Source organism: Rathayibacter sp. VKM Ac-2927 (assembly GCF_022815525.1).
Classification (GTDB): Bacteria; Actinomycetota; Actinomycetes; order Actinomycetales; family Microbacteriaceae; genus Rathayibacter; species Rathayibacter festucae.
Genome location: NZ_JALGRT010000002.1, coordinates 140,284 through 164,379, shown reverse-complemented (window position 1 = coordinate 164,379; position 24,096 = coordinate 140,284). Strand labels below are relative to the sequence as shown.

The following is a 24,096-nucleotide window of genomic DNA, read 5'->3' as shown; positions in this document are numbered from 1 at the left end:
AGATGCCACTTGTGCACGCGACACGTCGTGAAAGGCGTGCACAAGTGGCATCTCGCGGAGAAGCGTCAGACCTCGCAGCCGGCGAAGAGGACGTCGGGGGAGGAGACGAGGTCGTCGAGGGTCAGCAGGCGGGTCAGGTCGTGGCCGACGGCCAGGGCGTTCGCGCGCTCGAGGGCGGTCTGCGGGGCGAGGCGGCCCTCCATCACGCCGCCGAGGGCGCGGACGGCGCAGGCGGCGACGACGCCCTCGGGCGTGCCGCCGATGCCGAGCACGAGGTCGACGCTGCCGGAGGGATCCGCGGCCTCGATCGCGACCGAGACGTCGCCCTCGCCGCGCAGCGACAGCGCGACACCGGCCTCCCGGAGGGCGGCGATCAGTCCGGCGTGCCGCGGCTTGTCCAGCACGGCGACCACCAGCTCGGAGACCGGCTTGCGAAGGGCGTCGGCCAGCCGCCGCGCGTTCTCGGCGGGCGGCAGGTCCAGCCCGACGACTCCCGCCCCCGCGCCGGAGCAGACCAGCTTGTCCATGTAGAACACGCCGCGCGGGTCGAGCATCGTGCCGCGCGGGGCGAGCGCGATGACGCAGACCGAGCCGGGGATCCCCTCCGCCGCCAGCCGCGTGGCGTCGAGCGGGTCGACCGCGACGTCGCAGGAGGGGGAGTCCGCCCGGCCGAGCCGCTCGCCGTTCGCGAGCATCGGCGCGTCGTCCTTCTCGCCCTCGCCTATCACGACCACGCCGGCGAACGGCGCCTCGGCCAGCACCGCGCGCATCGCCGCGACCGAGGCCGCGTCGGCGGCGAGCTTGTCGCCGCGGCCGTACCAGCCGCGCGCCGCCTCCGCCGCCGCCCGGACGCTCGCGGCCACCGCCTCCCGCAGCTCGGCGGAGTAGGACGGCGACGCGATCAGCCGGACGTCGCTCACGCGCGCGCCGGCTGCGAGGTCGCGGTGCGGACCAGTCGCTCGAGCGTGCGCAGGCCGTCGGACGACAGCACCGACTCGAGATGCCCCTGCACGGAGGCGATCCCCTCCCCGCGCAGCGCGTCCACGATCCCCGTCGCCGGGTCGCGCGAGATCTCGAGGTCGAGCAGCGGGGTGCTCGACATGTCCGCGTCCGCGACCGAGGAGAAGGTGTTGTAGAAGCCGATCGCCGCGTCCTCGCCGAACACGTCGACCGCCAGCCGCACGCCCTGCCGGGGCGCGGGCAGCGGCTCGACCGGCAGCCCCGCGAGCAGCGAGAGCATCTGGTGGCTGAGGCAGACGGCGAGCATCGGCCGCTCCGAGGCGAGCCGCTCCGTCATCAGGGCCCGCAGGCGCGCGATCCTCGGCTCGGAGTCGTCGCGCGGGTCGCCGGGGCCGGGGCCGAACACCACGAGGTCGTCGCTCAGCACGTCCTCGACGCTCGACCAGCGCTCGACCCGGGCGTCCATGCCGAGGTGGCGCAGCTGGTGCGCGAGCATCGTCGTGAACTGGTCCTCGTTGTCGACGATGAGCGCGGTGTGCCCGGCGAGCCCCTCGATGTGCTCCGGCGCCTGCGGCCGCAGCCAGAACGACGCGAGCCGCTCGTTGCGCGCCTCGAGCGCCTCCTGCACGCCGGGCTGCGCGTTGAGGTCGATCGCCGGCGGGATGTCGCGGTGGGGGAGCAGCCCCAGTGCGGAGAGCACCCCGGACGCCTTCGCGCGGGTCTCGGCGACCTCGCCCTCCGGCGTCGAGTGCCGCACGAGCGTCGCGCCGGCCGGCACGGTGAGCCGGCCGTCCTCGCGGAGGTACGCGGTGCGGATCAGGATCGGCGCGTCGACCGTGTAGCCGTGCTCCTCCGGCTCGAACAGGGCGAGGACACCGGAGTAGTAGCCGCGCGGCTCCTTCTCGTACTCCGCGATCACGGCGCAGGCGTTCTCCATCGGCGAGCCGGTGACGGTCGGCGCGAACATCGTGAGCCGCAGCACCTCGCGGACGTCGAGGTCGGTGCGCCCCTCGAGCAGGTACTCCGTGTGGCTGAGGCGCGACATCTGCTTGAGGAACGGGCCGAGGATCCGGCCGCCGTTCGGGCAGACCGCGCTCATCATCTTCATCTCCTCGTCGACCACCATGAAGAGCTCCTCGCTCTCCTTGACGTCGGCGAGGAACGCCAGCACCTCGGCGCCGGTCGGGCCGGCCGCGGGGTGGCGGAAGGTGCCGCTGATCGGGTTCATCATCGCCACGCCGTCGCGCACGGAGACGTGGCGCTCGGGCGTCGCGCCGACCGCGGTGACGGCCGGCGAGCCGTCGGCGCCGGGCGTGTGGATCGCGAAGGTCCAGTAGGCGCCCGATTCGTCGGTCAGCAGCCGCCGGAACCAGGCCAGCACCGCCTCGACTGCGGGAGCGTCCGTGTGCGCGACGAACGCGCGGTTGATGACGAAGTTCGCGCCCTCGCCGCGGCCGATCTCGTCGTCGATCACCCGGCGCACGATCTCCGCGTACTCCTCGTCGGGCACGTCGAAGCCGCGCTCCTCCACCGGGATCTCGCGCTCGGGCAGCAGCCGCAGCACCTCGGCGAGCGGCACGCTCTCGCGCTCCCGGACGACGAGGTTCCGCAGCGGGGCGCCGTCGTCCTTCGCCGCGAAGCCGCGCTCGCGCACCTGGCGGTAGGGCACGAGGGTCAGCACGTCGGCGCCGTCGAGCGGGATGTCGGCGAGGCCCTCGACGTCGACGACGTCGCCGGTGAAGACGTCGACGTCCGTCCGGCCCTGCCGGAGGACGACCGCGAACGGCAGCGATCCGTCGGAGGCGAGGATGCGGGAGAGGAGCGAGGTCATCGTGGTCCTTGGGTCGGGGTGTCCCTCACCCGGGCCCCGACATGCAGAACGACCGCCCGGTCGAGGCGGTCGTGTGCGAGAGGAGTCTGCGCGTCGGCCTGCCTAGGAGGCGGGCCACCAGGGGCGGAGGGTCGACGTGAGCACGGGGGAAGTCTAGGGGAGGCGCCGCTCGGGCGGCCACCCGATCAGGCGGTCGCGGCGTCGGGCGCCGGGTCGATCCGCTCGGTCGACTCGCCGCGGAGAGTGCGGAGCAGGAGGGTCGCCCCGGCCGTCGCCGCGGGTGTCGCGATCACCGCGCCGCCCGGGATCAGGAAGGCCAGGTACACCGCGATGCCGAAGCCGAGCGACACCGCGCGGCGCTCGCCGAGGAGCCGGCGGCGATCGCGCAGTGCGAGTCCGCGGGCATCGCCGGCGAACCCGGTCAGCTCGAGGGCGAGCGCCCGGCCGCCGACGAGCGCGCCGGCGATCAGCCCGACCACCTGCCCGACGACCGGGATGATCCCGAGCAGCACCAGCACGACGCCGATTGCCAGCGAGGTGCCGACCAGCACCGAGGAGTCGCGCAGTGTGCGGCCGAGTCCGCGCCAGAAGCCCGTCTCGTGCTCGTCGGGCACACCGCCGAGCTCGTTCTCGACGCCGCGCCAGATCCGCTCGTAGAAGGGGTCGCCGACGAGCAGGGTGACCGCGGCGAAGAGGACGACGCCGAGTGCGACGATCGCCCCGACCGCGGCGATCGAGAGCAGGAGGCGGACGGTGCCGGCCGAGGCGTCGTCCCAGCCGTCCACGAACGGCGTCAGCGCGCGCACTACGGCGTCGATCCGGGTGACCACGAGCACCAGGACGCCGACGAAGACGAGGCCGACGATCAGGGGTGGGATCGCGCCGAGGAGCATCGCCCGGGGCGAGCGGACCCAGGTGCCGAACCCCCTGCCGAAGAGCCGTGCGCCGAGGGCCAGGTCGCGGAGGATCGCCATGGCTCAATCCTCCCAGAAGCGCCGTTACGCGATCGATGCAAAGCGCGGCCTCGCGGGGGATGTGCGGATGTTCAGGCCGCTGATAGACATCAGCCAGGCGCCACGGGGGCAGCTTCGGCGCCGATCCCGCTTCCACATTCTCGAGAAGGAATACATCCATGTCTCTCCGGGGGACCTCTCTCCGCTCGCGCTCGCGTCTCGCGTGCCTCACCCTCGTCGTCGGCCTCGCCGGCGGCCTGATCGCCCCGGCCGCCGGCGCGTCGACCAGCACTCCGGAGCCGACCGCGACCGCCGTCGCGACGTCGACTCCGACCGCGACCCCCACTCCGACGGCCGTCCCGACCGCGACCCCGACCGCGACCCCGCAGCCGACCGGAACCGCGACGCCGTCGGCGACCCCGACCGCGACTCCCACGGTCGTGCCCACGACGACCCCGTCCGCGCCCCCCGAGCCGACGCCTGCCGAGCCGCAGCCCGCCGCGCCCGGCTGCGACCCGTTCGTGCCGCCGGCTCTCCCCTTCGACGCCGCGGCTCTCACGGTCGACCTGACCCAGCCGGGGACCGTGACGGCGACCGTGCCGCCCTCCGAGCTGGCGGACTGCACCGACGGATCGACGATCATCCTCGCGATCATGCCGACCCTCACCGAGACCACGGAGGACATCGCCAGCGCCGAGGTCGTCGTCGGAGACGAGGGCTACGCCGGCGGGACCCTGACCGTCCCGGTCCGCACCAGCCGCGAGTACACCGTCACCGTCACCGTCATCCAGTCGGTGGACGGGTCCCCGACGTGGATCCTCGAGCCCTACACGCAGGTCGCGACGCTCTACGCCTCCGACCTCGAGGCCTGCCTCGGCGCGAACCGCAACTACGTCGTCGAGTCGCTCTCGGGCCCGGTGACCGCGACCGCCGGTGTCCGCTCCGTGACCGTGACCGTCCCCGAGCTCGACACCATCGCCTGCGTCCCGCGCGGTGAGATCCGGATCTTCTCCTTCGACTACGAGCGGCCGAACGAGCTCGACGACTTCACGCCAGTCCTCCTCGGCACGATCCCCTTCGATGGCGGCTACTTCCCCGGCGCGACGCGGACCTACGCGACCACTCCCGGTCACAATGACGTCCGCGTCACCATCGCCGGATTCGTGGACGGCGGTGAGACCGGACGCGAGTACGTCGGCGATCAGATCCACCTGACCGTCGCGTCCGGCGCCGTGACCACGACCTCGGGTGGCTCGGCGCTCGCCGAGACCGGTGTCGAGACCGCGGGCCTCGCCTCCGGTGCGGCCGCGCTGCTGGCGCTCGGCCTCGTGTCGCTCGTCGTGACGCGCCGTCGCCGGAGCGCGCAGCAGTCCTAGCCGCTGCACACGAAGGGCCCGGGAGCATCTGCTCCCGGGCCCTCTCGTGCGTCCCGCGTCGTGCGCTCGCCTCAGGTCAGCGCGAACGGGGCGAGCAGCCCCGTCATCTCCTTCGGGCGCGGTGCCGCGAACTCGTCGCGGCGCGAGGTACGGCTGTCCCGACCGCGACTTCGGCCGCGACTCCCGAGCCGACCGGCACCGCAACGCCGACGCCGGCTGCGACCCCCACGGCCGTCCCGACGACGTCCCCGGAACCCACTCCGGAGCCGACGGCCGCGCCCGGAACCGTGACCTTCGACGGCGAGATCTCGGTCGCCACCGGCCCCGAGACCATCGCACTGTCGGTGCCGGCCCGCTTCACCGCCGGGGCCCGGGAGTCATCGCTTCCAGGCCTTCGGCGTGCCCGCGGGAGGGTCCGGTCGTCGGTCGGTCGAGCCGCCCGAGAGGTGTGTCCAGACCTGCCGGAAGCGCCGTTACGCGATCGATGCAGAACGCGACCTCGCGGGGGATGTGCGGATGTTCAGGCCGCTGATAGACATCAGCCAGGCGCCACGGGGGCAGCTTCGGCGCCGATCCCGCTTCCACATTCTCGAGAAGGAATACATCCATGTCTCTCCGGGGGACCTCTCTCCGCTCGCGCTCGCGTGTCGCGTGCCTCACCCTCGTCGTCGGCCTCGCCGGCGGCCTGATCGCCCCGGCCGCCGCCGCGTCGACCAGCACTCCGGAGCCGACCGCGACCGTCGTCGCGACGTCGACTCCGACCGCTGTCCCGACCGCGACTCCGACCACCCCGACGCCGACGGCTGTTCCGACCGCGACTCCGACCGCGACGACGGAGCCGACAGTGACCCCGACCCCCACGGCGACGCCGACGGCGACCCCCACCGCCGTCCCGACGACATCGCCGATTCCGTCGCCGGAGCCGTCGGCCACTGCGACCCCCACCGCGACGCCGGCCCCCGGCATCGACCCGATCTGCGACGTCCCCGGCGGCGGGCCGGTCGCGGAGGAGGTCATGGGCGACGTGTCGGCCACCCTGTCCGGCGCCGCGGTCAGCGTGACGATCCCGCCGATCCGCACCACGTCCTGCTGGGAGCGCGCGGAGCTGCGCGTCTGGAACCTCGATTACGAGCGCCCGACCGACCTGGGCTACTCGCTCGAGCTGCTGACGACGATCCCGATCGAGGGCCGCGACTTCCGCGGCGTCACCCTCGGGCTCGGCGACCTGCCCGCCGGCGATCAGGACATCCTCGTGGCGATCTACGGATTCGACGGCGACGTCCAGGGCAGCACCCGCGAGACCATCGGCGAGCAGATCCACCTCGACGTCCCCGACGTCTCGGCCGAGCAGTACGAGGCCGACGCGGCCGCCTACCACGCGTGCCTCGCCCCGAACGACGGACGCATCGTGAAGAGCAAGAGCGGCGACGTCACCGCGAGCACGACGAACGGCGTCATGACCGTCGTCCTGCCGTCGGTCGAGACCGTCGACTGCCTCGACAGCATCACCTTCGTCATCTGGGCGGCCGACTACGACCGCCCGACCGAGGACCACCCCTTCGTCGCGGTGAAGCTCGACGAGATCGTGCTCGACTCCTCCTCCTACGCCGGCGGCACCTACAGCTACCCGGTGACCCCCGGCCACGTCGACGCCATGGTCACGATCGTCGGCACCCTGGGCGTCCTCGAGGGCGGTCTCGAGTACCTGCAGTACCGCGCTCACGTCCCGCAGCCCGGTGAGGGCACGACGACCACCGTCTCCACCACGGGCGGCAGCACCCGCGGTGGCTCGGCGCTCGCCGAGACCGGCGTCGAGACCGCGGGCCTCGCGTCCGGTGCGGCCGCGCTGCTGGCGCTCGGTCTCGCGTCGCTCGTCGTGACGCGCCGTCGCCGGAGCGCGCAGCAGTCCTAGCCGCTGCACACGAAGGGCCCGGGAGCATCTGCTCCCGGGCCCTCTCGTGCGTCCCGGGTCGTGCGCTCGCCTCAGGCCAGCGCGAACGGGGCGAGCAGCCCCGTCATCTCCTTCGGGCGCGGTGCCGCGAACTCGTCGCGGCGCGAGGTCGTGACTCCCATCGCGACGAGGCCCTCGACCAGCCGGACCGCGGCGGCGACCCCGTCGATCACCGGGACGCCGAGCTCGCGGGAGAGGTCGCGGCAGAGGTCGGCCATCCCGGCGCAGCCGAGCACGATCACGTCGGAGCCGTCCGTCGCGAGCGCGGCGGCGCATTCCTCGAGGATCACCCGGCGAGCGTCGGAGTGCGGGTCGTCGAGCTCGAGCACCGGGATGTCGCAGGCGTGCACTCCCGCGCAGGCCCGGTCGAACCCGGCGCGGTGCGCGATGTCCCAGGCCCGCCCGCTCGTGCGCGAGAGCGTGGTGACGACGCTGAACCGCCGGCCGACCAGTGACGCCATGTGCATCGCGGCCTCGGCGATGCCGATCACCGGTCCGCGGGCGAGCTCGCGGGCCGCGTCGATCCCCGGGTCGCCGAAGCAGGCGACGACGTAGCCGTCGCTGCCCGCCGCGTCGCCGCGGACGATCTCGTGCAGCAGCCCCGGGACGGCCAGCGCCTCGTCGTAGTGGCTCTCGATCGAGGCCGGCCCCATCGGCGGGGTGACGGCGACGATCTCGGTGCCGACCGAGGCGACGGACCGCGCGGCGCGGCCGATCGCCTCCGTCATGCGCTCGCTGGTGTTCGGGTTGACGACGGTGATGCGCACGGGCGCTCCTCGGGATGCTGCAGGGGTGGAACGGCCACCACGCCACCGGCCAGTCCTCGAAAGTTGCGGTAGTCATGCGCGACTACCGCAACTTCTGGAGGATGGAGTGGATGGCGAGGCCGGGTCAGGGGCGGGTGGGGGAGGGCTCGGGTCAGACCGTGCTGCCGTCGCTGACGTTCGCGAGGTCCTCCTCGAGGCGGCCGATCCGCGGGGAGCGGCGCTCGAGGACGGCCATCGCGACGAAGCCGAGGACGCAGCCGAGGAACCAGCTGTAGTCGCCGAGCCAGGTGAAGGACGGGCCACCCGCCTCCTCGATCCAGCGCGGGACGAGTACGGAGAGGACGGAGGGGAGGCCGCCGATCACGGTGGCCCAGACGGCGTTGGGGTTGAAGCCGCGGGAGAACCAGTAGCGGCCCTTCTCGCTCATCGTGTAGAGGTCGTCGACCCAGACGCGCTGACGGCTGACCAGGTAGTAGCCGGCGATCAGGACGCCGAACAGCGGGCCGATCAGGGCGCCGAGGATGCCGAGCGTGTAGTGGATCGCGGTGTCGTTGGAGTACCAGTTCCACGGGGTGAGCAGCACCGAGCCGACGGCGGCGATCATGCCGCCCATCCGCCAGCTGATCTTCTTCGGGTTGACGTTGGAGAAGTCGAACGCGGGCGAGATGAAGTTGGCGACGATGTTGATGCCGATCGTCGCGATGACGAAGGTGAGCCCGCCGAGCAGGACGGCGAACCAGGTGTCGATCCGCTCGACGGTCTCGATCGGGTCGGTGATCAGCTCGCCGAAGACGGGGACCGTCGCGGAGGCGGTGATCACGGTGAGCAGGGAGAAGAAGAGGAAGTTGATCGGCAGGCCGAGGAGGTTGCCCTTCTTCACCGCTCGGTAGCTGCGGGCGTAGCGGGAGAAGTCGCCGAAGTTCAGCATCGGGCCGGAGAAGTAGGAGACGACCAGGGCGACCGCCGAGATCATCACGGGGATCGAGGCGCCGAGGTCGAGGGGCTCGCCCGAGCCGAGGTTCAGCGAGATGTTCTCCCAGCCGGCCTGCGAGACGAGGTAGATCGCGAGCACGAGCATCACCACGTAGACGGCGGGGCCGGCCCAGTCGATGAAGCGGCGGATCGACTCCATGCCCCGCCAGAAGAGAGCGGCCTGGGCGACCCAGAGGATCGCGTAGGAGAGGTAGCCCAGGGCGGAGAGGCCGAGGAAGGAGGCCTCGGCGGTGTTCCAGGAGGCCATCGCCGGGAAGAACTTGAGGAACACGATGTTGAGCGACTGCGCGGCGAGGTAGGTCTGCACGCCGTACCAGGCGATGGCGATCAGCCCGCGGATGATCGCGGGGATGTTCGCCCCGCGGACGCCGAAGATCGCGCGGTTGATCACCGGGTAGGGGACGCCGGTGACCTGGCTGGGCTTCGCGACGAGGTTGCAGAAGACCTGCACGATCACGATGCCGACCACGAGGGCCACCAGCACCTGCCAGCCGGCGAGGCCGAGCGCGAAGAGCGAGCCGGCGGTGACGTAGCCGCCGACGCTGTGCACGTCCGACATCCAGAACGCGAAGATGTTGTAGCTCGACCAGCGCTGCTTGACGAGCGGGGCGAGGTCCTCGTTGGCGAGGCGGTCGTCGTAGCCCGGCTTGACGAGCGAGGGGCCGGCGAGCCCGGCGCTCTCAGCGGGCGGCGCGGTCGACGGGTCGATGCGGGGTGCAGTGGCGCGGTCGGTCATGGTGGATCCACCTCTCGGGCGGGTGCGCGGGTCGGCGCACGGAGCGGATGTGTCAGGGTGGTCGAGGCGGTCGGCCGTGGCGATCGGCCGCCTCCGCGCGAGCGGTGGGCGTTCGGATCGTGTGAAGTGATGACTTCACACGGGAGAACCTAGGGCTCCGCCGGGCCGCGTTCGTTTCGCCCCCGTTACAGCTGTGTGACGATCACCGAGGAGAGGACGGCGTCCCGAATGCCCACCGACGAGACCGCCCGGGATTCCGCGGTCTCCGCGGCTCCGGACGTCGCCGCCGCGCTCCCCGGGGCGGTCCGCGAAGGCGTCGGCGCGCGCCTGCGCGAGCTGCGTCTCGCGTCAGGGATGTCGCTGCGCGCACTCGCCCGCGAGCTCGGCATCTCGGCCAGCGCCGTCTCGCAGATCGAGCGGGGGGCCATGCAGCCGTCGGTCGGGCGCCTCATCGCGATGGTCGGCGCCCTCGGCGTCCCGCTCTCCGTCGTCTTCGACGAGACCGCCGCCGGCGGCGCGGCGGTCGGTGAGCCGGGCGGGCCGAGCGGCGGAGAGGGCGCGGGGCTGACGACGGCCGTCGTCCGCGCGGGCGAGGTCGCTCCCGTCCTCCTCGAGGGCGGTGTGCTCTTCCGCCGGCTGGCGCCGCAGCCCGTCGACGCGGTCGACTTCTTCGAATCGACCTATCCGCCGGGGGCGACCTCGACCGCGCAGCGCCGGTTCCTGCGCCACGACGGGATCGAGATCGGGACCGTCACGCTCGGCGAGCTCACCGTCGAGTTCGAGGACGAGACCGTGGTCCTCGCAGCGGGGGACGCGATCACGTTCCCCTGCGAGCGCGGTCATCGGATGATCAACCGCGGCGCCACGACGGCCGTCGCGACCTGGCTGATCGTCCACCGCTGACGCGGCCCGCGGGGCCGCCATCCCGGTATGGCACAGTGACAGCATTCCTCCACAGGGGGGAGGTGCCGGGTGCCTGTCCACATCCCTGGGGGATCCGGTCGGCGGGCCCGCCGCGATGTCGGTGCCGCCTGGTGTGCTGTGCGCCTCGAACGATTGGTGCGGAACATGGACGGACGACAGAACAGGCGAGACGACGACGAGTGCCCCCGCTGGTGCGCAGGGGAGCACGACGAGATCGAGTGCCCCGAGGAGCGGCTGCACCGCTCCCGGGCGCAGTCGCTCCCGCTCGTGCTCTGGTGCGGGGAGGGTGCGGCGGGCGAGCCCGTCGCCGCCGTCGTGCACGTCTCGCTGTGCCGGCCCGGCGGCCGGGGCGAGGAGCGGCTGCGCCTCGAATCCGACGGGCTCGGCGCGGTGGACCTCGATCTCAGCGCGGCGGCGCGGCTGGCGCGCGGCGTCGAGGCGACGCTGCGGCTACTCGGCCCCGGCGGAGCCGGATGAGCGGGGCGGGTTCGGCGGCAGCAGGTCGGAGAGCTCGATGTCGAGGGCCTCGCAGAGGGCGAAGAGCGTCTTCAGCTGCGGGTTCGCGGGCGAGCCCGGCTTCGACTCGCCCTTCTCGAACTTCTGGTAGGTGTAGCCCGCCAGTCCGGCGGCGTGGGCGATGCGCTCCTGGCTCTCGCCCTTGGCCATCCGGGCGCGGTGGAGGTTCGTGCCGAGCTCGCGGGCGTAGGTCATCCAGTCGCGTTCGGGGTCAGGTGTGGACATGCTCGCCAGCTTCGGAGAAGAATCGTCCGCGGTCACCCATACGCGCGTGGGTAATTGCCGATGGTCATACGTGCATGACCCTCGTCGAGGGGGAGGGACCTCGGAGGGCGCCAGGGGCCCCGGAGGCTTCCGAGGCCAGCGCCTAAGATGGCCGGGTGCCAGTGAACCCCGACCTCACCGAGCGCGTGTTCGCGCCGACGGAGCCCTACCAGGTGGGCCGCGAGAAGGTGCGCGAGTTCGCGCGCGCCGTCTCCGCCGAGTCCCCTCTCCACCTCGACCCCGCGGCCGCGCGCCGTGCCGGCTACCGCGACGTCGTCGCACCGCCGACCTTCGCCGTGGTGGTGCAGGAGTTCACCCTCGCCCAGCTGCTCGCCGCGCCCGACGCCGGCATCGACTTCAGCCGGGTCGTCCACGGCGACCAGCGCTTCAGCTACTCGCGCCCCATCGTCGCGGGCGACGAGCTGACCGCGACCCTCTCGGTCGCCAGCATCAAGCAGCTCGGCGCGCACTCGATGATCACCACGCAGTCGACCATGGTCGACGCAGACGGTGCCCACGTCGTGACCGCCCTGTCCACCCTCGTCGTCAGGGGAGACGAATGAGCGCCGAGCGCCCCGTCCTGTCCGAGCTCACCGTCGGCGACGTCGTCGGCGAGCGGAGCTTCCACCTCGAGCGCGGCTCGCTCGTGCGCTACGCGGGTGCGTCGGGCGACTTCAACCCGATCCACTACCGCGACGACGTCGCGGCCGAGGTCGGGCTGCCCGGCGTGCTCGCCCACGGCATGCTGACGATGGGCACCGCCGTGCAGGTCGTCGTCGACTGGGTCGGCGATCCCGGCCGTGTCGTCGACTACCAGGTCCGCTTCACGCGGCCCGTCGTCGTCGACCCGAAGGAGGGCGCCGAGCTCGACGTCGTCGCGAAGGTCGGGGCGCTCGACACCGAGGCCGGGATTGCGCGCATCGACCTCGCCGTGACGTACGGCGGCCAGGCGGTGCTCGGCAAGGCGCAGGCGCGCGTCTCGCTGGCCTGATCCCGCACCGATGACGACACCCGCCCTCTCCACCCTCACCACGCTGCGCGTCGGGGGAGTCCCCGAGCGCCTGCTCGAGCCGGCCACCGAGGCCGAGCTGGTCGCCGCCCTCCGCGAGGTGTGGGCCGACGACGAGCCCTGGCTGCTGCTCGGCGGCGGCTCCAACCTCCTCGTCGGCGACGACGGAGTCGAGGGGACCGTGGTGCGCGTGCGCACGACCGGGATCGAGCGGCTCGAGACGGACCGGCCCGGCGCTGTCCACCTCCGCGTGCAGGCGGGCGAGTCGTGGGACGGCCTGGTCGCCGCGACCGTCGAGCGCGGCTGGGCGGGACTCGAGGCGCTCAGCGGCATCCCCGGAACGGTCGGCGCGTCGCCGGTGCAGAACATCGGCGCCTACGGCCAGGAGCTCTCCGACACCCTCGTCGCGGTCGACTTCCTCGACGAGGGCGCACAGGAGCCCGTGCGACTGACCGCCGCCGAGCTCGAGTTGGGCTACCGGACCTCCGCCGTCAAGCAGGGTCGACGCGGCGCCGTCCTCGCCGTCGAATTCGCCCTCGAGGACGTCGGCGGAGCGGGTCTCGGTGCTCCCGTCGCCTACGGCCAGCTAGCCAGTGCGCTCGGCGTCGAGCTGGGCGACCGCGTGCCGCTCGCGGAAGTGCGCGCGAGCGTGCTGCGGCTGCGCGGCGCGAAGGGGATGGTGCTCGATCCGGAGGATCCGGACACCGCCAGCGCCGGCTCCTTCTTCACCAACCCGATCGTCACCGTCGCGGCCGCGAGCGGACTTCCGCCGACCGCGCCGCGCTGGCCGGAGACGCCGGCGAGCGAGGCCCCGCTGGTGACCGCCCTCGCCGACGTCGAGGCGGGGGCGCCGATCCGGCTGCCCGCCCCGACCTCGCCCGACGCGCTGGTCAAGCTCAGCGCCGCCTGGCTCATCGAGCACGCCGGGATCGCCCGCGGCTTCTCGCTCCCGGGCTCGCGCGCCGCGGTGTCGAGCAAGCACACCCTCGCGCTCACGAACCGCGGCGGAGCGACCGCCGAGCAGATCGCCGAGCTCGCCCGCTACGTGCAGGGCCGCGTGCTCGCCGAGTTCGGCATCCTGCTGCACCCCGAGCCCGTGGTGGTCGGCACCACCGTCTGACTCCCCCGCGCGACGGACCGCGCGGCGCGCGCCAGCATGCTGATCGAGCAGCCCGCGGAGCGGTCCGTTCCCTGCTGATCGAGCAGCCCGCGAAGTGGGCGTATCGAGATCCACCGGCGTCAGGACGATGGTCTGCAGACCCGCCCTGCTGGCACCGCCGGGTCTCGATACGCCCCTGCGGGGCTACTCGACCAGCATGTGGGCGTCAGGCGTCGCGGCGGATCCAGCGGAAGGTGAGGCGGCTCGCGATCAGGCCCAGCACCAGCCAGATGCCGAGGGCGATCGCGACCCCGGTCAGGTCCCAGTCGCCGTTGACCTCGGCCTGCTCGAAGTCGGCCGGCAGGAAGACCGCCCGCATGCCCTGCGCGATCCACTTGAGCGGGAAGACGCTCGCGATCGTCTGCAGCCAGTCCGGCAGGGTCGTGAAGGAGAGGTAGGACCCCGAGACGAACTGCAGCACGAGCAGCGGTGGGACGATGACGGCCGTCGCGCTCTTCCCGGTGCGGGGGAGGGCGGAGACCGCGATGCCCAGGATCGCCGAGGTCGCCACTCCGGCCAGATAGATCCAGGCGAAGGTCGCCCAGCGGCCGCCGTCGGTCGGCAGCGGCACGGAGAAGGCGGTCGCAGCGACCGCGAGCAGCAGCGCCGTCTGCGCGGCGCTGGTGACGAGCACCTGGCCGAACTTGCCGAGGAAGTAGCTCAGGACGGGCAGGGGAGCGCCCGCGAGGCGCTTGAGCGTGCCGTCGCCGCGCTCGATGGCGATGTCCACGCCGAGGTTCTGCACCCCGGAGAGCAGGATGCCCGCCGCCGCGAGTCCCGGCACGTAGTACTCGGCCATGCTGATGCCCGGGTCCTGCGGGTCCGCCTGCATCACCGCGCCGTCCCCGAACGCGACCGAGAAGATCGCGAGCAGCAGCACCGGGAAGAGGAAGGTGAAGAACACCTGGTCCGGCGCGCGGAAGTACGAGCGCACCTCGTAGCGGGCGCGGGCGGCGCCGAGCCGGAGGGTGCGGCCGACACCGGTGCGCAGCGCGGGGCGGGGGGTGGCGACGGCGCTCATGCCGGCTCTCCGATCACATCGAGGGCGGTGTCTCCGGCGCGGTCGTCGCGGATCAGGTCCAGATAGATGTCCTCGAGGCTGGGCCGGAGGACCTCGAGGGCCGTCGGCTCGCCGAGGCGAGCGCTCAGCTCGGCGACGACGCGGGCCGGCTCCGGGGTGCGGAGGCGACGCTGCGCGCCGTCCTCCTGCCACTGGACGATCGGCACGCGGGCCTCGTCGCCGCCGATCTCGTCCATCCGCCCGATCGCGAGGAGGCGGCCGCCCGCGATGACCGCGGCCCGGTCGGCGAGGTGCGCGGCCTCGTCGAGGTAGTGCGTGGTGAGCAGGATGGTCGTGCCCTCGCTCTTGAGCAGCGCGACCAGGTCCCAGAACGCGTGCCGCGCCTCCGGGTCGAAGCCCGTCGTCGGCTCGTCGAGGAACACCAGCTCCGGACGGCCCACGATGCCCAGCGCCACGTCGACGCGGCGGCGCTGCCCGCCGGAGAGCTTGCCGATCCGCGAGCGCGCCTTCGCCGTGAGGCCGACCGCCTCGATCGTCTCGTCGACGTCGCGCGGGCTCGGGTAGAGGCTCGCGAAGTGGGCGATCTGCTCGCGGACCGTGGCGTTTCCCGATTCGCCGCTGGACTGCAGCACGATCCCGAGCCGCGACTTCCAGGCGAGGTCGCCGTGCCGCGGGTCGACGCCGAGCACCGACGCCTCGCCGCCCGAGCGGTCGCGGTAGCCCTCGAGGATCTCGATCGTCGTCGACTTGCCCGCCCCGTTGGGCCCGAGCAGTGCGAACGTCTCGCCTCGCGCGATCTCGAACGACACCCCGGTGAGGGCGGGAGCACCGCCGTAGTCCTTCCGCAGATCACGGACACGAACGGCGTCGTCAGGCGTCATCCCCCCAGCGTGCCCTGTCCCACCTCCCGAGCACAGTCATCCGTCCCCACGAGATGCCACTTGCGCCCACCCCACCCGGCGTGTCACGCCCCCAACTGGCATCTCGCGACCCCGGATTCAGGCTCCTGGGCAGCAGGGTCGAGCGCAACCGGCGATTCGCGTGCCAGCGAATCGTCGTGCGCGGACGCAGGACGCTCTGCGGAACGCATCCACCTCAGGAAGCCGACCGCGGCTGATCGACGACGAAGGAGGAGATCAGCTAGTGGAACCGAACAGCGCTTGAAGGCGCTTCGCGCCTTCGAGCAGGGCGTCGTCGCCGAGCGCGTAGGAGAGGCGGAGGTAGCCGCTGGGTCCGAAGGCCTCGCCGGGGACCGTCGCGACCTCGGCCTTCTCGAGGATCAGGTCGGCCAGCTCCAGCGAGGTGGTCGGCGTGACGCCGTCCCACTCGCGGTTCAGCAGTCCTCGGACGTCCGGGTAGACGTAGAACGCGCCGCCGGGGGTCGGGCAGTCGACGCCGTCGATCGCGTTCAGGGCGTCGACGATGGCGCGGCGACGGCGGTCGAAGGCGAGGCGCATCTCCTCGGCGGGCTCCTGCGGGCCGGTGAGGGCGGCGATGGCGGCGCGCTGCGAGATGTTCGAGACGTTGCTCGAGAGGTGCGACTGCAGGTTGGAGGCGCCCTTGATCGCGTCGGCGGGGCCGACCATCCAGCCCACGCGCCAGCCGGTCATCGCGTAGGTCTTGGCCACGCCGTTGACGAGGATCGTGCGGTCGCGCAGCGCGGGGACGGCCTCGACGATCGAGGTCGCGCGCGTGAGCGGGCTCGCGTCGTCCTGCCCCTCGGCCGCGTAGACCAGGTTCTGGTAGATCTCGTCGGCGATGATCCAGAGGCCGTGCTCCTCGGCCCACTCGCCGATCTCACGCGTCTGCTCGGCGGAGTAGACCGCGCCGGTGGGGTTGGAGGGGGAGACGAAGAGGAGGACCTTGGTGCGCTCGGTGCGCGCGGCCTCCAGCTGTTCGACGGTGACCAGGTAGCCCTGGTCCGCGCCGGCGAAGACGTCGACCTGGACGCCGCCGGCGAGCTTGATCGCCTCGGGGTAGGTGGTCCAGTAGGGGGTCGGCACGAGCACCTCGTCGCCGTCGTCGAGCAGGGTCTGGAACGCCTGGTAGACGGCCTGCTTGCCGCCGTTGGTGACGACGACCTGCGACGCCTCGACGGCCCAGCCGGAGTCGCGCGCGGTCTTCTCGGCGATGGCCTCGCGCAGGTCGGGCAGACCGGCCGCCGGCGTGTACCGGTAGTTCCTCGGGTCGAGCACCGCGGCCGACGCGGCCTCGACGATGTGCTGCGGCGTGGTGAAGTCGGGCTCGCCCGCGGCGTAGGAGATCACCGGCCGCCCCTGGGCCTGGAGTGCCTTCGCCTTCGCGTCGACCTTGAGGGTCGCGGACTCGGCGATGGCGGCGATGCGGGCGGAGATGCGCGTGGTGGAGGACACGACGGCCAGCGTATCGCGCGGGCGCGGGGGCCTCCAGGCGACGGGTCGCGCCCGGCTGGACACGTCCAGCGGGTCCACGTACACTCGTCTGCGGTAGTCGAACGCTGCCAGGATTCACAGCGCCCGAGGCGGTTGCTGAGGCTCCCGAAGACGTTCGACTCCTCCTCGGATGCTCGCAACGGCATCCATAGGGCGGTGGCTCAATTGGTAGAGCAGCGGTCTCCAAAACCGCAGGTTGCAGGTTCGAGCCCTGTCCGCCCTGCACATCGATGCCCGTCGCTCGCGGTCCCCGCGATGCAGCGGTCATCGGTCCAGGACCGCCCACGGGCGGTCGGCCACACCGGAGGTTCCGGTGCGGGAAAGGTGCGTGCAGGTGGCCGGGAAAGCAGTCGACGAGCCGAGCGAGGACGTCGTCGCGATCGCCAATCAGCAGCGCGAGGCGCGGCGCAGTCCGTTCGCGCGCATCGCCCTCTTCATCCGGCAGGTCATCGCCGAGCTGAAGAAGGTCGTCACGCCGACGCGCAAGGAGCTCGGCAACTACGTCGTCGTGGTCCTGATCTTCGTCGTGATCATGATGGCGCTGGTGTCGCTGCTGGACTGGGTGTTCGCGCTCGCCGTGACCTACGTGTTCGGCACACCGGCGTCCTGACCCCCGCCACCCGACCCGGGAGCGTCCCGTCCGCACGAGCGGGGGACGCCGACGGCAGCGGCACGCGAATCCCGACGGGACGCGGCCGATCGATCGAGAGAGAGTTACGAGTGTCTGACAGAAACCGCGACGACGTCGACTGGGCCACCGCCGCCGAGCAGTCGTCCGAGGTCGACGAGGTTCAGGAGGGCGACACCCAGATCCAGGCTGAGGACGCCGTCGAGCCCGCCGAGGAGGGCGCCCTGAGCGTCATCGACGAGAACGAGTCCGAGGACGACCTCGCGTCGGACCTCGAGGCCGCGCTCGACGCGATCGGCTCCGTGGACGACCCCGAGGCCGACTCGGCCGTCGACGAGGCCGCGCACATCGACACCGTCGAGGAGGCCGAAGCGGCCCTCGAGGCCGTCGAGGACGAGGCCGAGGTCGCCGCGGAGGACGCCGAGGCCGAGGGCGAGGACCTCGCCGACATCGATCCGTACGAGGCGTTCCGCGCCGAGCTGCGCGGCAAGATGGGCAAGTGGTACGTCATCCACTCCTACGCGGGCTTCGAGAAGCGCGTGAAGTCGAACATCGAGAACCGCAAGGTCTCCCTCGAGGCCGAGGACTACATCTTCGAGGTCCAGGTCCCGATGGAGGACGTGGTCGAGATCAAGAACGGCCAGCGCAAGATGGTCACCCGCGTGCGCATCCCCGGCTACGTGCTGGTGCGCATGGACCTCAACGAGGACTCGTGGTCGGTCGTCCGCCACACTCCGGGCGTCACCGGCTTCGTGGGCAACGCCCACAACCCGACGCCGCTGCGCTTCGAGGAGGCCTTCACGATGCTGAAGAGCCTGGTCGAGATCAAGGAGGTCGCGCCGTCCAAGACGGCCGGCGTCAAGGGACAGAAGCAGGCGCAGCGCGTGCTGCCCGCCGAGGTCGACTTCGAGATCGGCGAGACCATCACGATCAAGGAGGGCTCGTTCGCGGGTCTTCCCGGCTCGATCAGCGAGATCAAGCCCGAGAGCGGCAAGCTCACGGTCCTCGTCTCGCTCTTCGAGCGCGAGACCCCGGTCGAGCTGTCGTTCGACCAGGTCACCAAGCTCTGACGACGGGTTCCCGTCCGGCCGAGGCCCTTCCCGCACTGTCGGGGAGGGCCTCGGCCGTGTAAGCTCGTACGGGTTTTCGTGTCGGCGCCCGTCCGCGTGTGCGCCGACCGACCCTCCTCCACCGCGATCCGGCTCCGTCGGATGCGCGGGAGAGCGGCCGGGAGCCCCCGACCGCTCGAACCCTGAGAAAAGGAATCCTGAATGGCCCCCAAGAAGAAGGTCACCGGCCTGATCAAGCTCCAGATCAAGGCGGGCGCCGCGAACCCGGCCCCCCCGATCGGTCCGGCGCTCGGTCAGCACGGCGTCAACATCATGGAGTTCTGCAAGGCGTACAACGCGCAGACCGAGTCGCAGCGCGGCAACGTCATCCCCGTCGAGATCACCGTCTACGAGGACCGCTCGTTCACCTTCATCCTGAAGACCCCGCCCGCGGCGGAGCTCATCAAGAAGGCCGCCGGCGTCGCCAAGGGCTCGTCGACCCCGCACACCGTGAAGGTCGCGAAGCTCACCATGGCGCAGGTCCGCGAGATCGCCGAGGCGAAGCAGGCCGACCTCAACGCGAACGACATCGAGGCCGCCTCGAAGATCATCGCCGGCACGGCTCGCTCGATGGGCATCACGGTCGAGGGCTAGTCCCTCCGCCTTTCCAGAACTCACACCGTGGGAGAGCCCGCCAGGCTCTAGAACCACATTCTCGTTTCAAGGAGAAACAACATGGCACAGAAGTCGAAGGCCTACCGGGCCGCCGCCGCCAAGCTCGAAGAGGGCAAGTTCTACACCGCCGACGAGGCCGTCGCGCTCGCGCGCGAGACCGGCTCCGCGAAGTTCAACAGCACCGTCGAGGTCGCGCTCAAGCTCGGGGTCGACCCGCGCAAGGCCGACCAGATGGTCCGCGGCACGGTCATCCTGCCGCACGGCACGGGCAAGACCGCTCGCGTCATCGTGTTCGCGACCGGTCCGGCCGCTGAGGCCGCGATCGCCGCGGGCGCCGACGAGGTCGGCGGCGCCGAGCTCATCGAGAAGGTCGCCGGCGGCTACACCTCGTTCGACTCCGCGGTCTCGACCCCGGAGCTCATGGGCCAGGTCGGCCGTCTCGGAAAGGTGCTCGGCCCCCGCGGCCTCATGCCCAACCCGAAGACCGGCACCGTGACCCCGGACGTGGCTCGCGCCGTGACCGAGATCAAGGGCGGAAAGATCGAGTTCCGCGTCGACAAGCACGCCAACGTGCACCTCGTCGTCGGCAAGGCCGCCTTCACGGAGGAGCAGCTCCAGGAGAACTTCAAGACGGCTCTCGACGAGATCGTCCGCCTGAAGCCGTCCTCCTCGAAGGGCCGCTACATCCAGAAGGCCGCCGTCTCGACGACCTTCGGCCCCGGTATCCCGCTGGACGTCAACGTCCTGGCCTGAGCCTCGGCACAGCACTGAGCTGCGCAGGCAGTGACGGGAGGGGATCCGCTTCGGCGGGTCCCCTCCTTCGTCGTTCCAGGGGCGCCGCGTGCGCCGGGCATACTGAACGGCGTGTCCGACTCCCTCCCCCCGAGCATCGACCCCGTGACCGTCCGCCGCGCCTCGGCCGCTGACGCCGAGGAGCTCGCCGCCGTCGCCGCCGCGACCTTCCCGCTCGCCTGCCCGCCGCACGTCACCGACCAGGCGAAGGCGGACTTCATCCGGACCGTGCTGTCGGTCGAGCGCTTCCGCGGCTACCTCGCCGACTCGGGCCGCGTGCTGTTCCTGGCGGAGGACGACTCCGGCGCGCTGGGCTACACGATGCTCGTGCGGGGCGAGCCGTCCGACCCCGAGGCGGCGGTCGCGGTCACGGTCCGGCCGACGATCGAGCTGAGCAAGTGCTACGCGCTGCCCGACCGGCACGGCTCGGGGATCGCGGCCCGGCTGATGGCCGCGACCCTCGACGAGGCGCGCGCGATCGGCGCCCTCAGCGTCTGGCTCGGCGTGAACCAGGAGAACGAGCGCGCGCGCCGCTTCTACGCGAAGCACGGCTTCGAGGTCGTCGGCATCCGGCACTTCCTCGTCGGCGGCCGTCTCGAGGAGGACTTCGTCCTCGAGCGCCCCCTGCCCTGACGTCCTGCTTCCCTTCGCGAGATGCCACTTGTGCACGCCCGACACGGCGTGTCGCGTGCACAAGTGGCATCTCGCGGGAGGGGAGGGGGTCAGCCCTCGGCGACGGTGAGGACGAGCTTGCCGCGGGTGTGGCCGGTCTCGAGCTGCGCGTGCGCGGCGCCGGCGGCGGAGAGCGGGAAGACGCCGTCGATGAAGACGCGGACGTCGCCGGACTCCAGCAGGCGGGAGACGACGCCGAGCGTGGCGCCGTCGGGGGCGACGCGGAAGGTGGAGGCGCGGACTCCCGCGGCCGCCGCCTCCTCGAAGAACTCCGGCCAGCTGCCGGTCGGCGCGTTGACGATCAGCCCACCGGGGCGCAGCACCGACAGTGAGCGGGAGCCCGTGCTGTCGTGCACGTTGCCGACGAGGTCGATCACCACGTCGACGCCGGACAGCAGCTCGTCGAAGCGCTCGGTGGTGTGGTCGATGACCTGGTCGGCGCCGAGCTCGCGCAGCCACTGCAGGTTGCGGGTCGAGCCGGTCGCGATCACCGACGCACCGAAGTAGGCGGCGAACTGCACGGCGAAGTGCCCGACGCCGCCCGACCCGGCGTGGATCAGGATCCGCTGGCCCTCGTGCGCCTTCGCCAGCTCGACGACCATGCCCCAGGCGGTCAGCGCGGCGAGCGGCACCCCCGCCGCCTCGACGTGCGAGAGCGTCGACGGCTTGCGGGCCAGGCAGACGCTCGGGACGCTGACGTACTCGGCGTAGGAGCCGGAGTAGCGCGGCACCATCACGAAGCCGTAGACCTCGTCACCGGGGCGCAGCGGGTGCGCCGGATAGGGGCTCGAGACGACGATGCCGGAGAAGTCGTGGCCGAGCACCGCCGGGTAGGAGGGGATCTGCGCGGCGACTCCCTTGCCCGCTCGCGTCTTCACGTCGAGCGGGTTCACTCCCGCCGCGATCACCTTGACGGCGAACTCGGCGTTGATCGCGGTCGGCGTGGGCACCGTCGCCAGGTGGAGGACCGAGCAGTCGCCCGGGGCGTCGATGACCGCCGCCGTCATCGTCTCGGGGAGCACCACCTCCTCCGGGATGTCGCCGATCGCGAGGCCGTGGCCGAGCGCGCTGTTGTGCATCATCGCCCTTTCCTGATCCGGCGCCGGTGGTCCTTCGAGCAGGCGGGAGGCGGCTGTCCGCCCCGACCGACCCCGCTTCCGCGCGCCGCGTTCAGTCAAGCCCGGTAATGAGTCCGGGCTGTTTCGGCGGTGTCACCCCTCGGAGAAGAAAGCCTTCCTGTCCCCCGTACGGGAGGGGAGGGCGGCGACCCGGTCCCCGGGTGGCGCTCCCTGTGCCGTCTGGCACCATGAGGGGGTGCGACGACGAGCGAACGGCCCCCTTCTCGTGGCGGGGGCGCTCCTGGTCCTCGCGGGACTCGCTCTGCTGCTGGCAGCCCGCTTCAGCATCGGCACGAGCCGCTGGGTCTACGTCAGCGAGATGGGCGCGCCGGACCTGCCGACGGCGGGGACCTTCCGCATCGCGCTGCTGCTGGTCGCGGCCGGCGGCGTCGCCATCGCGATCGGGGCCCGCGCGGTGCGGACGCGGCTGCTGCCCGGCTTCCGGCCCGCGCTGGCGATCCTCCTCGCCGCTCTGTGCTTCGCGCTCGCCTCGCAGGTGACCTGCTCGGCGGGCTGCCCGCTCCCGGTCGGACCGCGGTTCAGCTGGCAGGACCTGATCCACACCTCCGCCGCGGTGCTCGGCTTCTCCGCGGCCTGCCTGGCGATGCTGCAGCTCGCCACGGCGCGGGAGCGGCCCGGGGTCGCCCGGCTGTCACTGGTCGCGGGCGTCGCGGTGGCCCTGGTCGCCGGGACCGGCGCGATCTTCTCGCTGCTGCGGCTGTGGCTGGGAGTCGGCGGCACCCTCGAGTTCGTCGCGACGGCGATCGCGGTGCTCTGGCTGGCCGTCGTCGGGCTCGTCCTCGCTGGCGAGGAGTTCAAGGGTGGGCGGGCGGGCGAGGAGTTCCGGGCGGCCGCGACCGGCCGGGAGCTCAGCGACCGAGCCACTCCCGGACGTGACCGCGGATCCGCTCCTGCTGCTGCGACAGACCTGCGTCCCGCGACGGGACCTGCTCGAGGTCTGCGTCCGGAAGAGCCCTAGCCCACTGCTCGGCGACCGCGACCGGGTGCACCGGGTCGCGGTCGGCCGCGATCACGAGCGTGCGCGCGATGACCTCGCCGAGCTCGCCGGAGTCGCGGTAGGCGGCGTTCCGCGGGATCTCGGCCAGGCGGACCGCGCGCTCCTGCGCTTGCGGCGAGCGGAACTGCAGGCAGAGCGCCTCCGCCGACGCGGGCGACACCTGGGCCGCGCGCTCGAAGAGGCCGGAGGCGCGGAAGAGCCGCTCGCCGCGCTTGGCGCCGTGGTCGTGCAGCAGCTGCGCGATGACGGGGAAGACCGTGAGGTTGTCCGGCAGCGGCTCCGCGGTGAAGGCGGGGCGCACGAACACGGCGCGGTCGATCGGCAGGACCTTCCGGCTGGCGAGCCGCAGGGCGATCGCGGCGCCCATCGAGATGCCGAGGACGGTGAGCGGCTTGTGCGCGGCTCCGGCCCGGATCACGTGCTCGGTCACCTCGTCCGCCAGGGCGTCGAGCGAGAAGTCGGCGGCGCCGCCGATCAGCTCGGAGGCGCCGTGCGCCCGGACGTCCGGGGCGATGACCTCGGTGCCGGCCGGCAGCGCCGCGCGCAGGAGGCCGAGCGGCTGGGAGCGGTCGCCGCCCAGGCCGTGCAGGAGCAGGGCGGTCACCGCCGGCCCGCGCGCGTTCTCTCGTGCAGCTCGGCCATCAGCATGCCGGCGAGGCGGACCAGCACGTGGATCTCGTCCTCGTCGCGGTCGACCCAGCGGAACTCGGGGACGGCGTCGATCGGCACGAAATCGCGGTGCTGCTCCCAGACGACGAGGGTGCGCTCGGCGCCGAGGACGTACTGCTGCCAGAAGACCTGGCGCAGGTAGTGGCGCGGGATGCTGCGCCACTGCTTCGAGGTCGTCTTGATCTCGCAGAGCTCGAGGCGGCCGTCCTCGCGGAGGCCGATGCCGTCGGGAGTGGCCAGGTGGCGGCGCTCCTGACTCGCGTGGAAGAGGGTGCTGCTCGGCTCGATCGCGTGCTCGCGGAGCACCCAGGCGGCGATCTCCGGCTCGCGGGCGCGGCCGTGGTCGGTGAAGGCGTTGCCGCTGAAGCTCGAGCCGTACAGCTTGTCGAGCGCGGCGCGATCGATGGCCGCGGGGGAGGACAGGCGCGCGACGTCGGTCGCGGTGATGCCCCGCGAGCGGGCGCGCAGCCAGGCGACGCGGTCGGAGGAGTCGGCCACGATCCGGCGGAGGTGCGGCGGCTTCGCGTCCACGAAGACGGGTTGCGTCTCCCAGGGGAACGAGAGCTGCAGATCGGGCACCGATTCATTCTCTGCCTCCCGGGCC

General features: G+C 72.2%; 25 protein-coding genes and 1 tRNA gene. 14 read left to right on the top strand and 12 right to left on the bottom strand.

Translation table 11 applies throughout. The features are described from left to right. Positions 1–65: 65 nt before the first annotated feature. From MT353_RS06005 to MT353_RS05995, 3 genes are all read right to left on the bottom strand, one after another. Complete coding sequence (locus MT353_RS06005; RefSeq protein ID WP_243623847.1) at positions 66–920, bottom strand: fructose-bisphosphatase class II family protein; 855 nt, start codon at positions 918–920, stop codon at positions 66–68. Beyond that, positions 917–2,791 (bottom strand): anthranilate synthase family protein, encoded by a 1,875-nt coding sequence (locus tag MT353_RS06000; RefSeq protein WP_243623846.1) that lies wholly within the window; start codon positions 2,789–2,791, stop codon positions 917–919. Before MT353_RS06000 ends, MT353_RS06005 begins: the two co-directional genes overlap by 4 nt. A gap of 185 nt (positions 2,792–2,976) precedes the next feature. Further along, entirely contained in the window at positions 2,977–3,765 is a 789-nt protein-coding gene (locus tag MT353_RS05995) for an EI24 domain-containing protein (protein ID WP_243598337.1), read from the bottom strand. A gap of 158 nt (positions 3,766–3,923) precedes the next feature. Here MT353_RS05995 and MT353_RS05990 point away from each other — a divergent pair, with 158 nt between their 5' ends. After that, complete coding sequence (locus tag MT353_RS05990) at positions 3,924–5,120, top strand: hypothetical protein (RefSeq protein ID WP_243623845.1); 1,197 nt, start codon at positions 3,924–3,926, stop codon at positions 5,118–5,120. 607 nt (positions 5,121–5,727) lie between these two features. Further along, positions 5,728–7,032, top strand: a complete 1,305-nt coding sequence (locus tag MT353_RS05985) for an LPXTG cell wall anchor domain-containing protein (RefSeq protein WP_243623844.1) — start codon at positions 5,728–5,730, stop codon at positions 7,030–7,032. Between the two features lie 71 nt (positions 7,033–7,103). On the opposite strand, the gene MT353_RS05980 is transcribed toward MT353_RS05985, so the two are convergent. Then, complete coding sequence (locus MT353_RS05980; protein WP_243623843.1) at positions 7,104–7,838, bottom strand: aspartate/glutamate racemase family protein; 735 nt, start codon at positions 7,836–7,838, stop codon at positions 7,104–7,106. Between the two features lie 151 nt (positions 7,839–7,989). Then, positions 7,990–9,567 (bottom strand): NCS1 family nucleobase:cation symporter-1, encoded by a 1,578-nt coding sequence (locus tag MT353_RS05975; protein ID WP_243623842.1) that lies wholly within the window; start codon positions 9,565–9,567, stop codon positions 7,990–7,992. A 228-nt stretch (positions 9,568–9,795) separates the two neighbouring features. On the opposite strand from MT353_RS05975, the gene MT353_RS05970 reads away from it, so the two are divergent. Beyond that, a complete protein-coding gene (locus MT353_RS05970) occupies positions 9,796–10,470 on the top strand; it encodes a helix-turn-helix domain-containing protein (RefSeq protein WP_243598342.1) in 675 nt (224 codons plus the stop codon). A gap of 165 nt (positions 10,471–10,635) precedes the next feature. Beyond that, positions 10,636–10,968, top strand: coding sequence for a hypothetical protein (locus MT353_RS05965; RefSeq protein WP_123737396.1), 333 nt, complete (start codon positions 10,636–10,638; stop codon positions 10,966–10,968). On the opposite strand, the gene MT353_RS05960 is transcribed toward MT353_RS05965, so the two are convergent. Further along, on the bottom strand, positions 10,942–11,232 hold the full coding sequence (locus MT353_RS05960; RefSeq protein ID WP_123737395.1) for a helix-turn-helix domain-containing protein: 291 nt from the start codon (positions 11,230–11,232) through the stop codon (positions 10,942–10,944). The two genes, MT353_RS05965 and MT353_RS05960, sit on opposite strands and share 27 nt — an antisense overlap. A gap of 155 nt (positions 11,233–11,387) precedes the next feature. Here MT353_RS05960 and MT353_RS05955 point away from each other — a divergent pair, with 155 nt between their 5' ends. The 3 genes from MT353_RS05955 to MT353_RS05945 are packed head-to-tail and all read left to right on the top strand — an operon-like array spanning position 11,388 to position 13,400. After that, positions 11,388–11,834: a MaoC family dehydratase N-terminal domain-containing protein gene (locus MT353_RS05955; protein WP_123705306.1), complete on the top strand. Its 447-nt coding sequence runs from the start codon at positions 11,388–11,390 to the stop codon at positions 11,832–11,834. Continuing rightward, a complete protein-coding gene (locus MT353_RS05950) occupies positions 11,831–12,262 on the top strand; it encodes a MaoC family dehydratase (RefSeq protein ID WP_243623841.1) in 432 nt (143 codons plus the stop codon). Before MT353_RS05955 ends, MT353_RS05950 begins: the two co-directional genes overlap by 4 nt. Positions 12,263–12,272: 10 nt before the next feature. Then, positions 12,273–13,400 carry a UDP-N-acetylmuramate dehydrogenase gene (locus MT353_RS05945; protein ID WP_132437570.1) on the top strand — a complete coding sequence of 376 codons (1,128 nt, stop codon included), beginning with the start codon at positions 12,273–12,275 and terminating at the stop codon, positions 13,398–13,400. 205 nt (positions 13,401–13,605) lie between these two features. Here MT353_RS05945 and MT353_RS05940 read toward each other — a convergent pair whose 3' ends face one another. From MT353_RS05940 to MT353_RS05930, 3 genes are all read right to left on the bottom strand, one after another. Then, positions 13,606–14,460, bottom strand: a complete 855-nt coding sequence (locus MT353_RS05940; protein ID WP_243623840.1) for an ABC transporter permease — start codon at positions 14,458–14,460, stop codon at positions 13,606–13,608. Further along, positions 14,457–15,341 carry an ABC transporter ATP-binding protein gene (locus MT353_RS05935; RefSeq protein WP_123737390.1) on the bottom strand — a complete coding sequence of 295 codons (885 nt, stop codon included), beginning with the start codon at positions 15,339–15,341 and terminating at the stop codon, positions 14,457–14,459. Before MT353_RS05935 ends, MT353_RS05940 begins: the two co-directional genes overlap by 4 nt. A 255-nt stretch (positions 15,342–15,596) precedes the next feature. Then, positions 15,597–16,841 (bottom strand): pyridoxal phosphate-dependent aminotransferase, encoded by a 1,245-nt coding sequence (locus tag MT353_RS05930; protein ID WP_374204697.1) that lies wholly within the window; start codon positions 16,839–16,841, stop codon positions 15,597–15,599. 180 nt (positions 16,842–17,021) lie between these two features. On the opposite strand from MT353_RS05930, the gene MT353_RS05925 reads away from it, so the two are divergent. From MT353_RS05925 to MT353_RS05900, 6 genes are all read left to right on the top strand, one after another. Further along, positions 17,022–17,094, top strand: a tRNA-Trp gene (locus MT353_RS05925). A 111-nt stretch (positions 17,095–17,205) separates the two neighbouring features. Continuing rightward, positions 17,206–17,481 (top strand): preprotein translocase subunit SecE, encoded by a 276-nt coding sequence (secE, locus tag MT353_RS05920; protein WP_123447877.1) that lies wholly within the window; start codon positions 17,206–17,208, stop codon positions 17,479–17,481. 110 nt (positions 17,482–17,591) lie between these two features. Continuing rightward, entirely contained in the window at positions 17,592–18,569 is a 978-nt protein-coding gene (nusG, locus tag MT353_RS21900; protein ID WP_123447823.1) for a transcription termination/antitermination protein NusG, read from the top strand. Positions 18,570–18,770: 201 nt separating this feature from the next. Further along, a complete protein-coding gene (rplK, locus tag MT353_RS05910) occupies positions 18,771–19,202 on the top strand; it encodes a 50S ribosomal protein L11 (protein WP_123737387.1) in 432 nt (143 codons plus the stop codon). Between the two features lie 81 nt (positions 19,203–19,283). Continuing rightward, the gene (gene rplA / locus MT353_RS05905) at positions 19,284–19,976 is read left to right on the top strand and encodes a 50S ribosomal protein L1 (RefSeq protein ID WP_123447821.1); all 693 of its coding nucleotides are present in this window, start codon (positions 19,284–19,286) and stop codon (positions 19,974–19,976) included. A 111-nt stretch (positions 19,977–20,087) separates the two neighbouring features. Further along, positions 20,088–20,648 (top strand): GNAT family N-acetyltransferase, encoded by a 561-nt coding sequence (locus tag MT353_RS05900; protein ID WP_243623838.1) that lies wholly within the window; start codon positions 20,088–20,090, stop codon positions 20,646–20,648. A gap of 89 nt (positions 20,649–20,737) precedes the next feature. Here the strand turns inward: MT353_RS05900 and MT353_RS05895 are convergent, their stop codons facing one another. Then, complete coding sequence (locus MT353_RS05895) at positions 20,738–21,766, bottom strand: NADP-dependent oxidoreductase (RefSeq protein WP_374204696.1); 1,029 nt, start codon at positions 21,764–21,766, stop codon at positions 20,738–20,740. Positions 21,767–22,001: 235 nt separating this feature from the next. Between MT353_RS05895 and MT353_RS05890 the strand changes: the two genes are divergently transcribed. Beyond that, positions 22,002–22,784, top strand: coding sequence for a DUF998 domain-containing protein (locus tag MT353_RS05890; RefSeq protein WP_243623837.1), 783 nt, complete (start codon positions 22,002–22,004; stop codon positions 22,782–22,784). On the opposite strand, the gene MT353_RS05885 is transcribed toward MT353_RS05890, so the two are convergent. Both MT353_RS05885 and MT353_RS05880 read right to left on the bottom strand, forming a co-directional pair. After that, a complete protein-coding gene (locus tag MT353_RS05885; RefSeq protein ID WP_123737385.1) occupies positions 22,675–23,427 on the bottom strand; it encodes an alpha/beta fold hydrolase in 753 nt (250 codons plus the stop codon). The two genes, MT353_RS05890 and MT353_RS05885, sit on opposite strands and share 110 nt — an antisense overlap. Further along, positions 23,424–24,071 (bottom strand): YqaJ viral recombinase family protein, encoded by a 648-nt coding sequence (locus MT353_RS05880; RefSeq protein ID WP_374204687.1) that lies wholly within the window; start codon positions 24,069–24,071, stop codon positions 23,424–23,426. Before MT353_RS05880 ends, MT353_RS05885 begins: the two co-directional genes overlap by 4 nt. Between the last annotated feature and the right edge of the window lie 25 nt (positions 24,072–24,096).

Excerpts from the sequence above, each read along its gene's own strand:
- MT353_RS05945 (WP_132437570.1), top strand. The coding sequence starts at position 12,273 with ATGACGACACCCGCCCTCTCCACCCTCACCACGCTGCGCGTCGGGGGA.
- MT353_RS05950 (WP_243623841.1), top strand. The coding sequence starts at position 11,831 with ATGAGCGCCGAGCGCCCCGTCCTGTCCGAGCTCACCGTCGGCGACGTC.
- MT353_RS05975 (WP_243623842.1), bottom strand. The coding sequence starts at position 9,567 with ATGACCGACCGCGCCACTGCACCCCGCATCGACCCGTCGACCGCGCCG.
- rplA (WP_123447821.1), top strand. The coding sequence starts at position 19,284 with ATGGCACAGAAGTCGAAGGCCTACCGGGCCGCCGCCGCCAAGCTCGAA.
- MT353_RS05970 (WP_243598342.1), top strand. The coding sequence starts at position 9,796 with ATGCCCACCGACGAGACCGCCCGGGATTCCGCGGTCTCCGCGGCTCCG.
- MT353_RS05935 (WP_123737390.1), bottom strand. The coding sequence starts at position 15,341 with ATGACGCCTGACGACGCCGTTCGTGTCCGTGATCTGCGGAAGGACTAC.
- MT353_RS05965 (WP_123737396.1), top strand. The coding sequence starts at position 10,636 with ATGGACGGACGACAGAACAGGCGAGACGACGACGAGTGCCCCCGCTGG.
- MT353_RS05940 (WP_243623840.1), bottom strand. The coding sequence starts at position 14,460 with ATGAGCGCCGTCGCCACCCCCCGCCCCGCGCTGCGCACCGGTGTCGGC.
- MT353_RS05960 (WP_123737395.1), bottom strand. The coding sequence starts at position 11,232 with ATGTCCACACCTGACCCCGAACGCGACTGGATGACCTACGCCCGCGAG.
- MT353_RS05990 (WP_243623845.1), top strand. The coding sequence starts at position 3,924 with ATGTCTCTCCGGGGGACCTCTCTCCGCTCGCGCTCGCGTCTCGCGTGC.
- rplK (WP_123737387.1), top strand. The coding sequence starts at position 18,771 with ATGGCCCCCAAGAAGAAGGTCACCGGCCTGATCAAGCTCCAGATCAAG.
- MT353_RS05895 (WP_374204696.1), bottom strand. The coding sequence starts at position 21,766 with ATGCACAACAGCGCGCTCGGCCACGGCCTCGCGATCGGCGACATCCCG.
- MT353_RS05995 (WP_243598337.1), bottom strand. The coding sequence starts at position 3,765 with ATGGCGATCCTCCGCGACCTGGCCCTCGGCGCACGGCTCTTCGGCAGG.
- MT353_RS06000 (WP_243623846.1), bottom strand. The coding sequence starts at position 2,791 with ATGACCTCGCTCCTCTCCCGCATCCTCGCCTCCGACGGATCGCTGCCG.
- MT353_RS05985 (WP_243623844.1), top strand. The coding sequence starts at position 5,728 with ATGTCTCTCCGGGGGACCTCTCTCCGCTCGCGCTCGCGTGTCGCGTGC.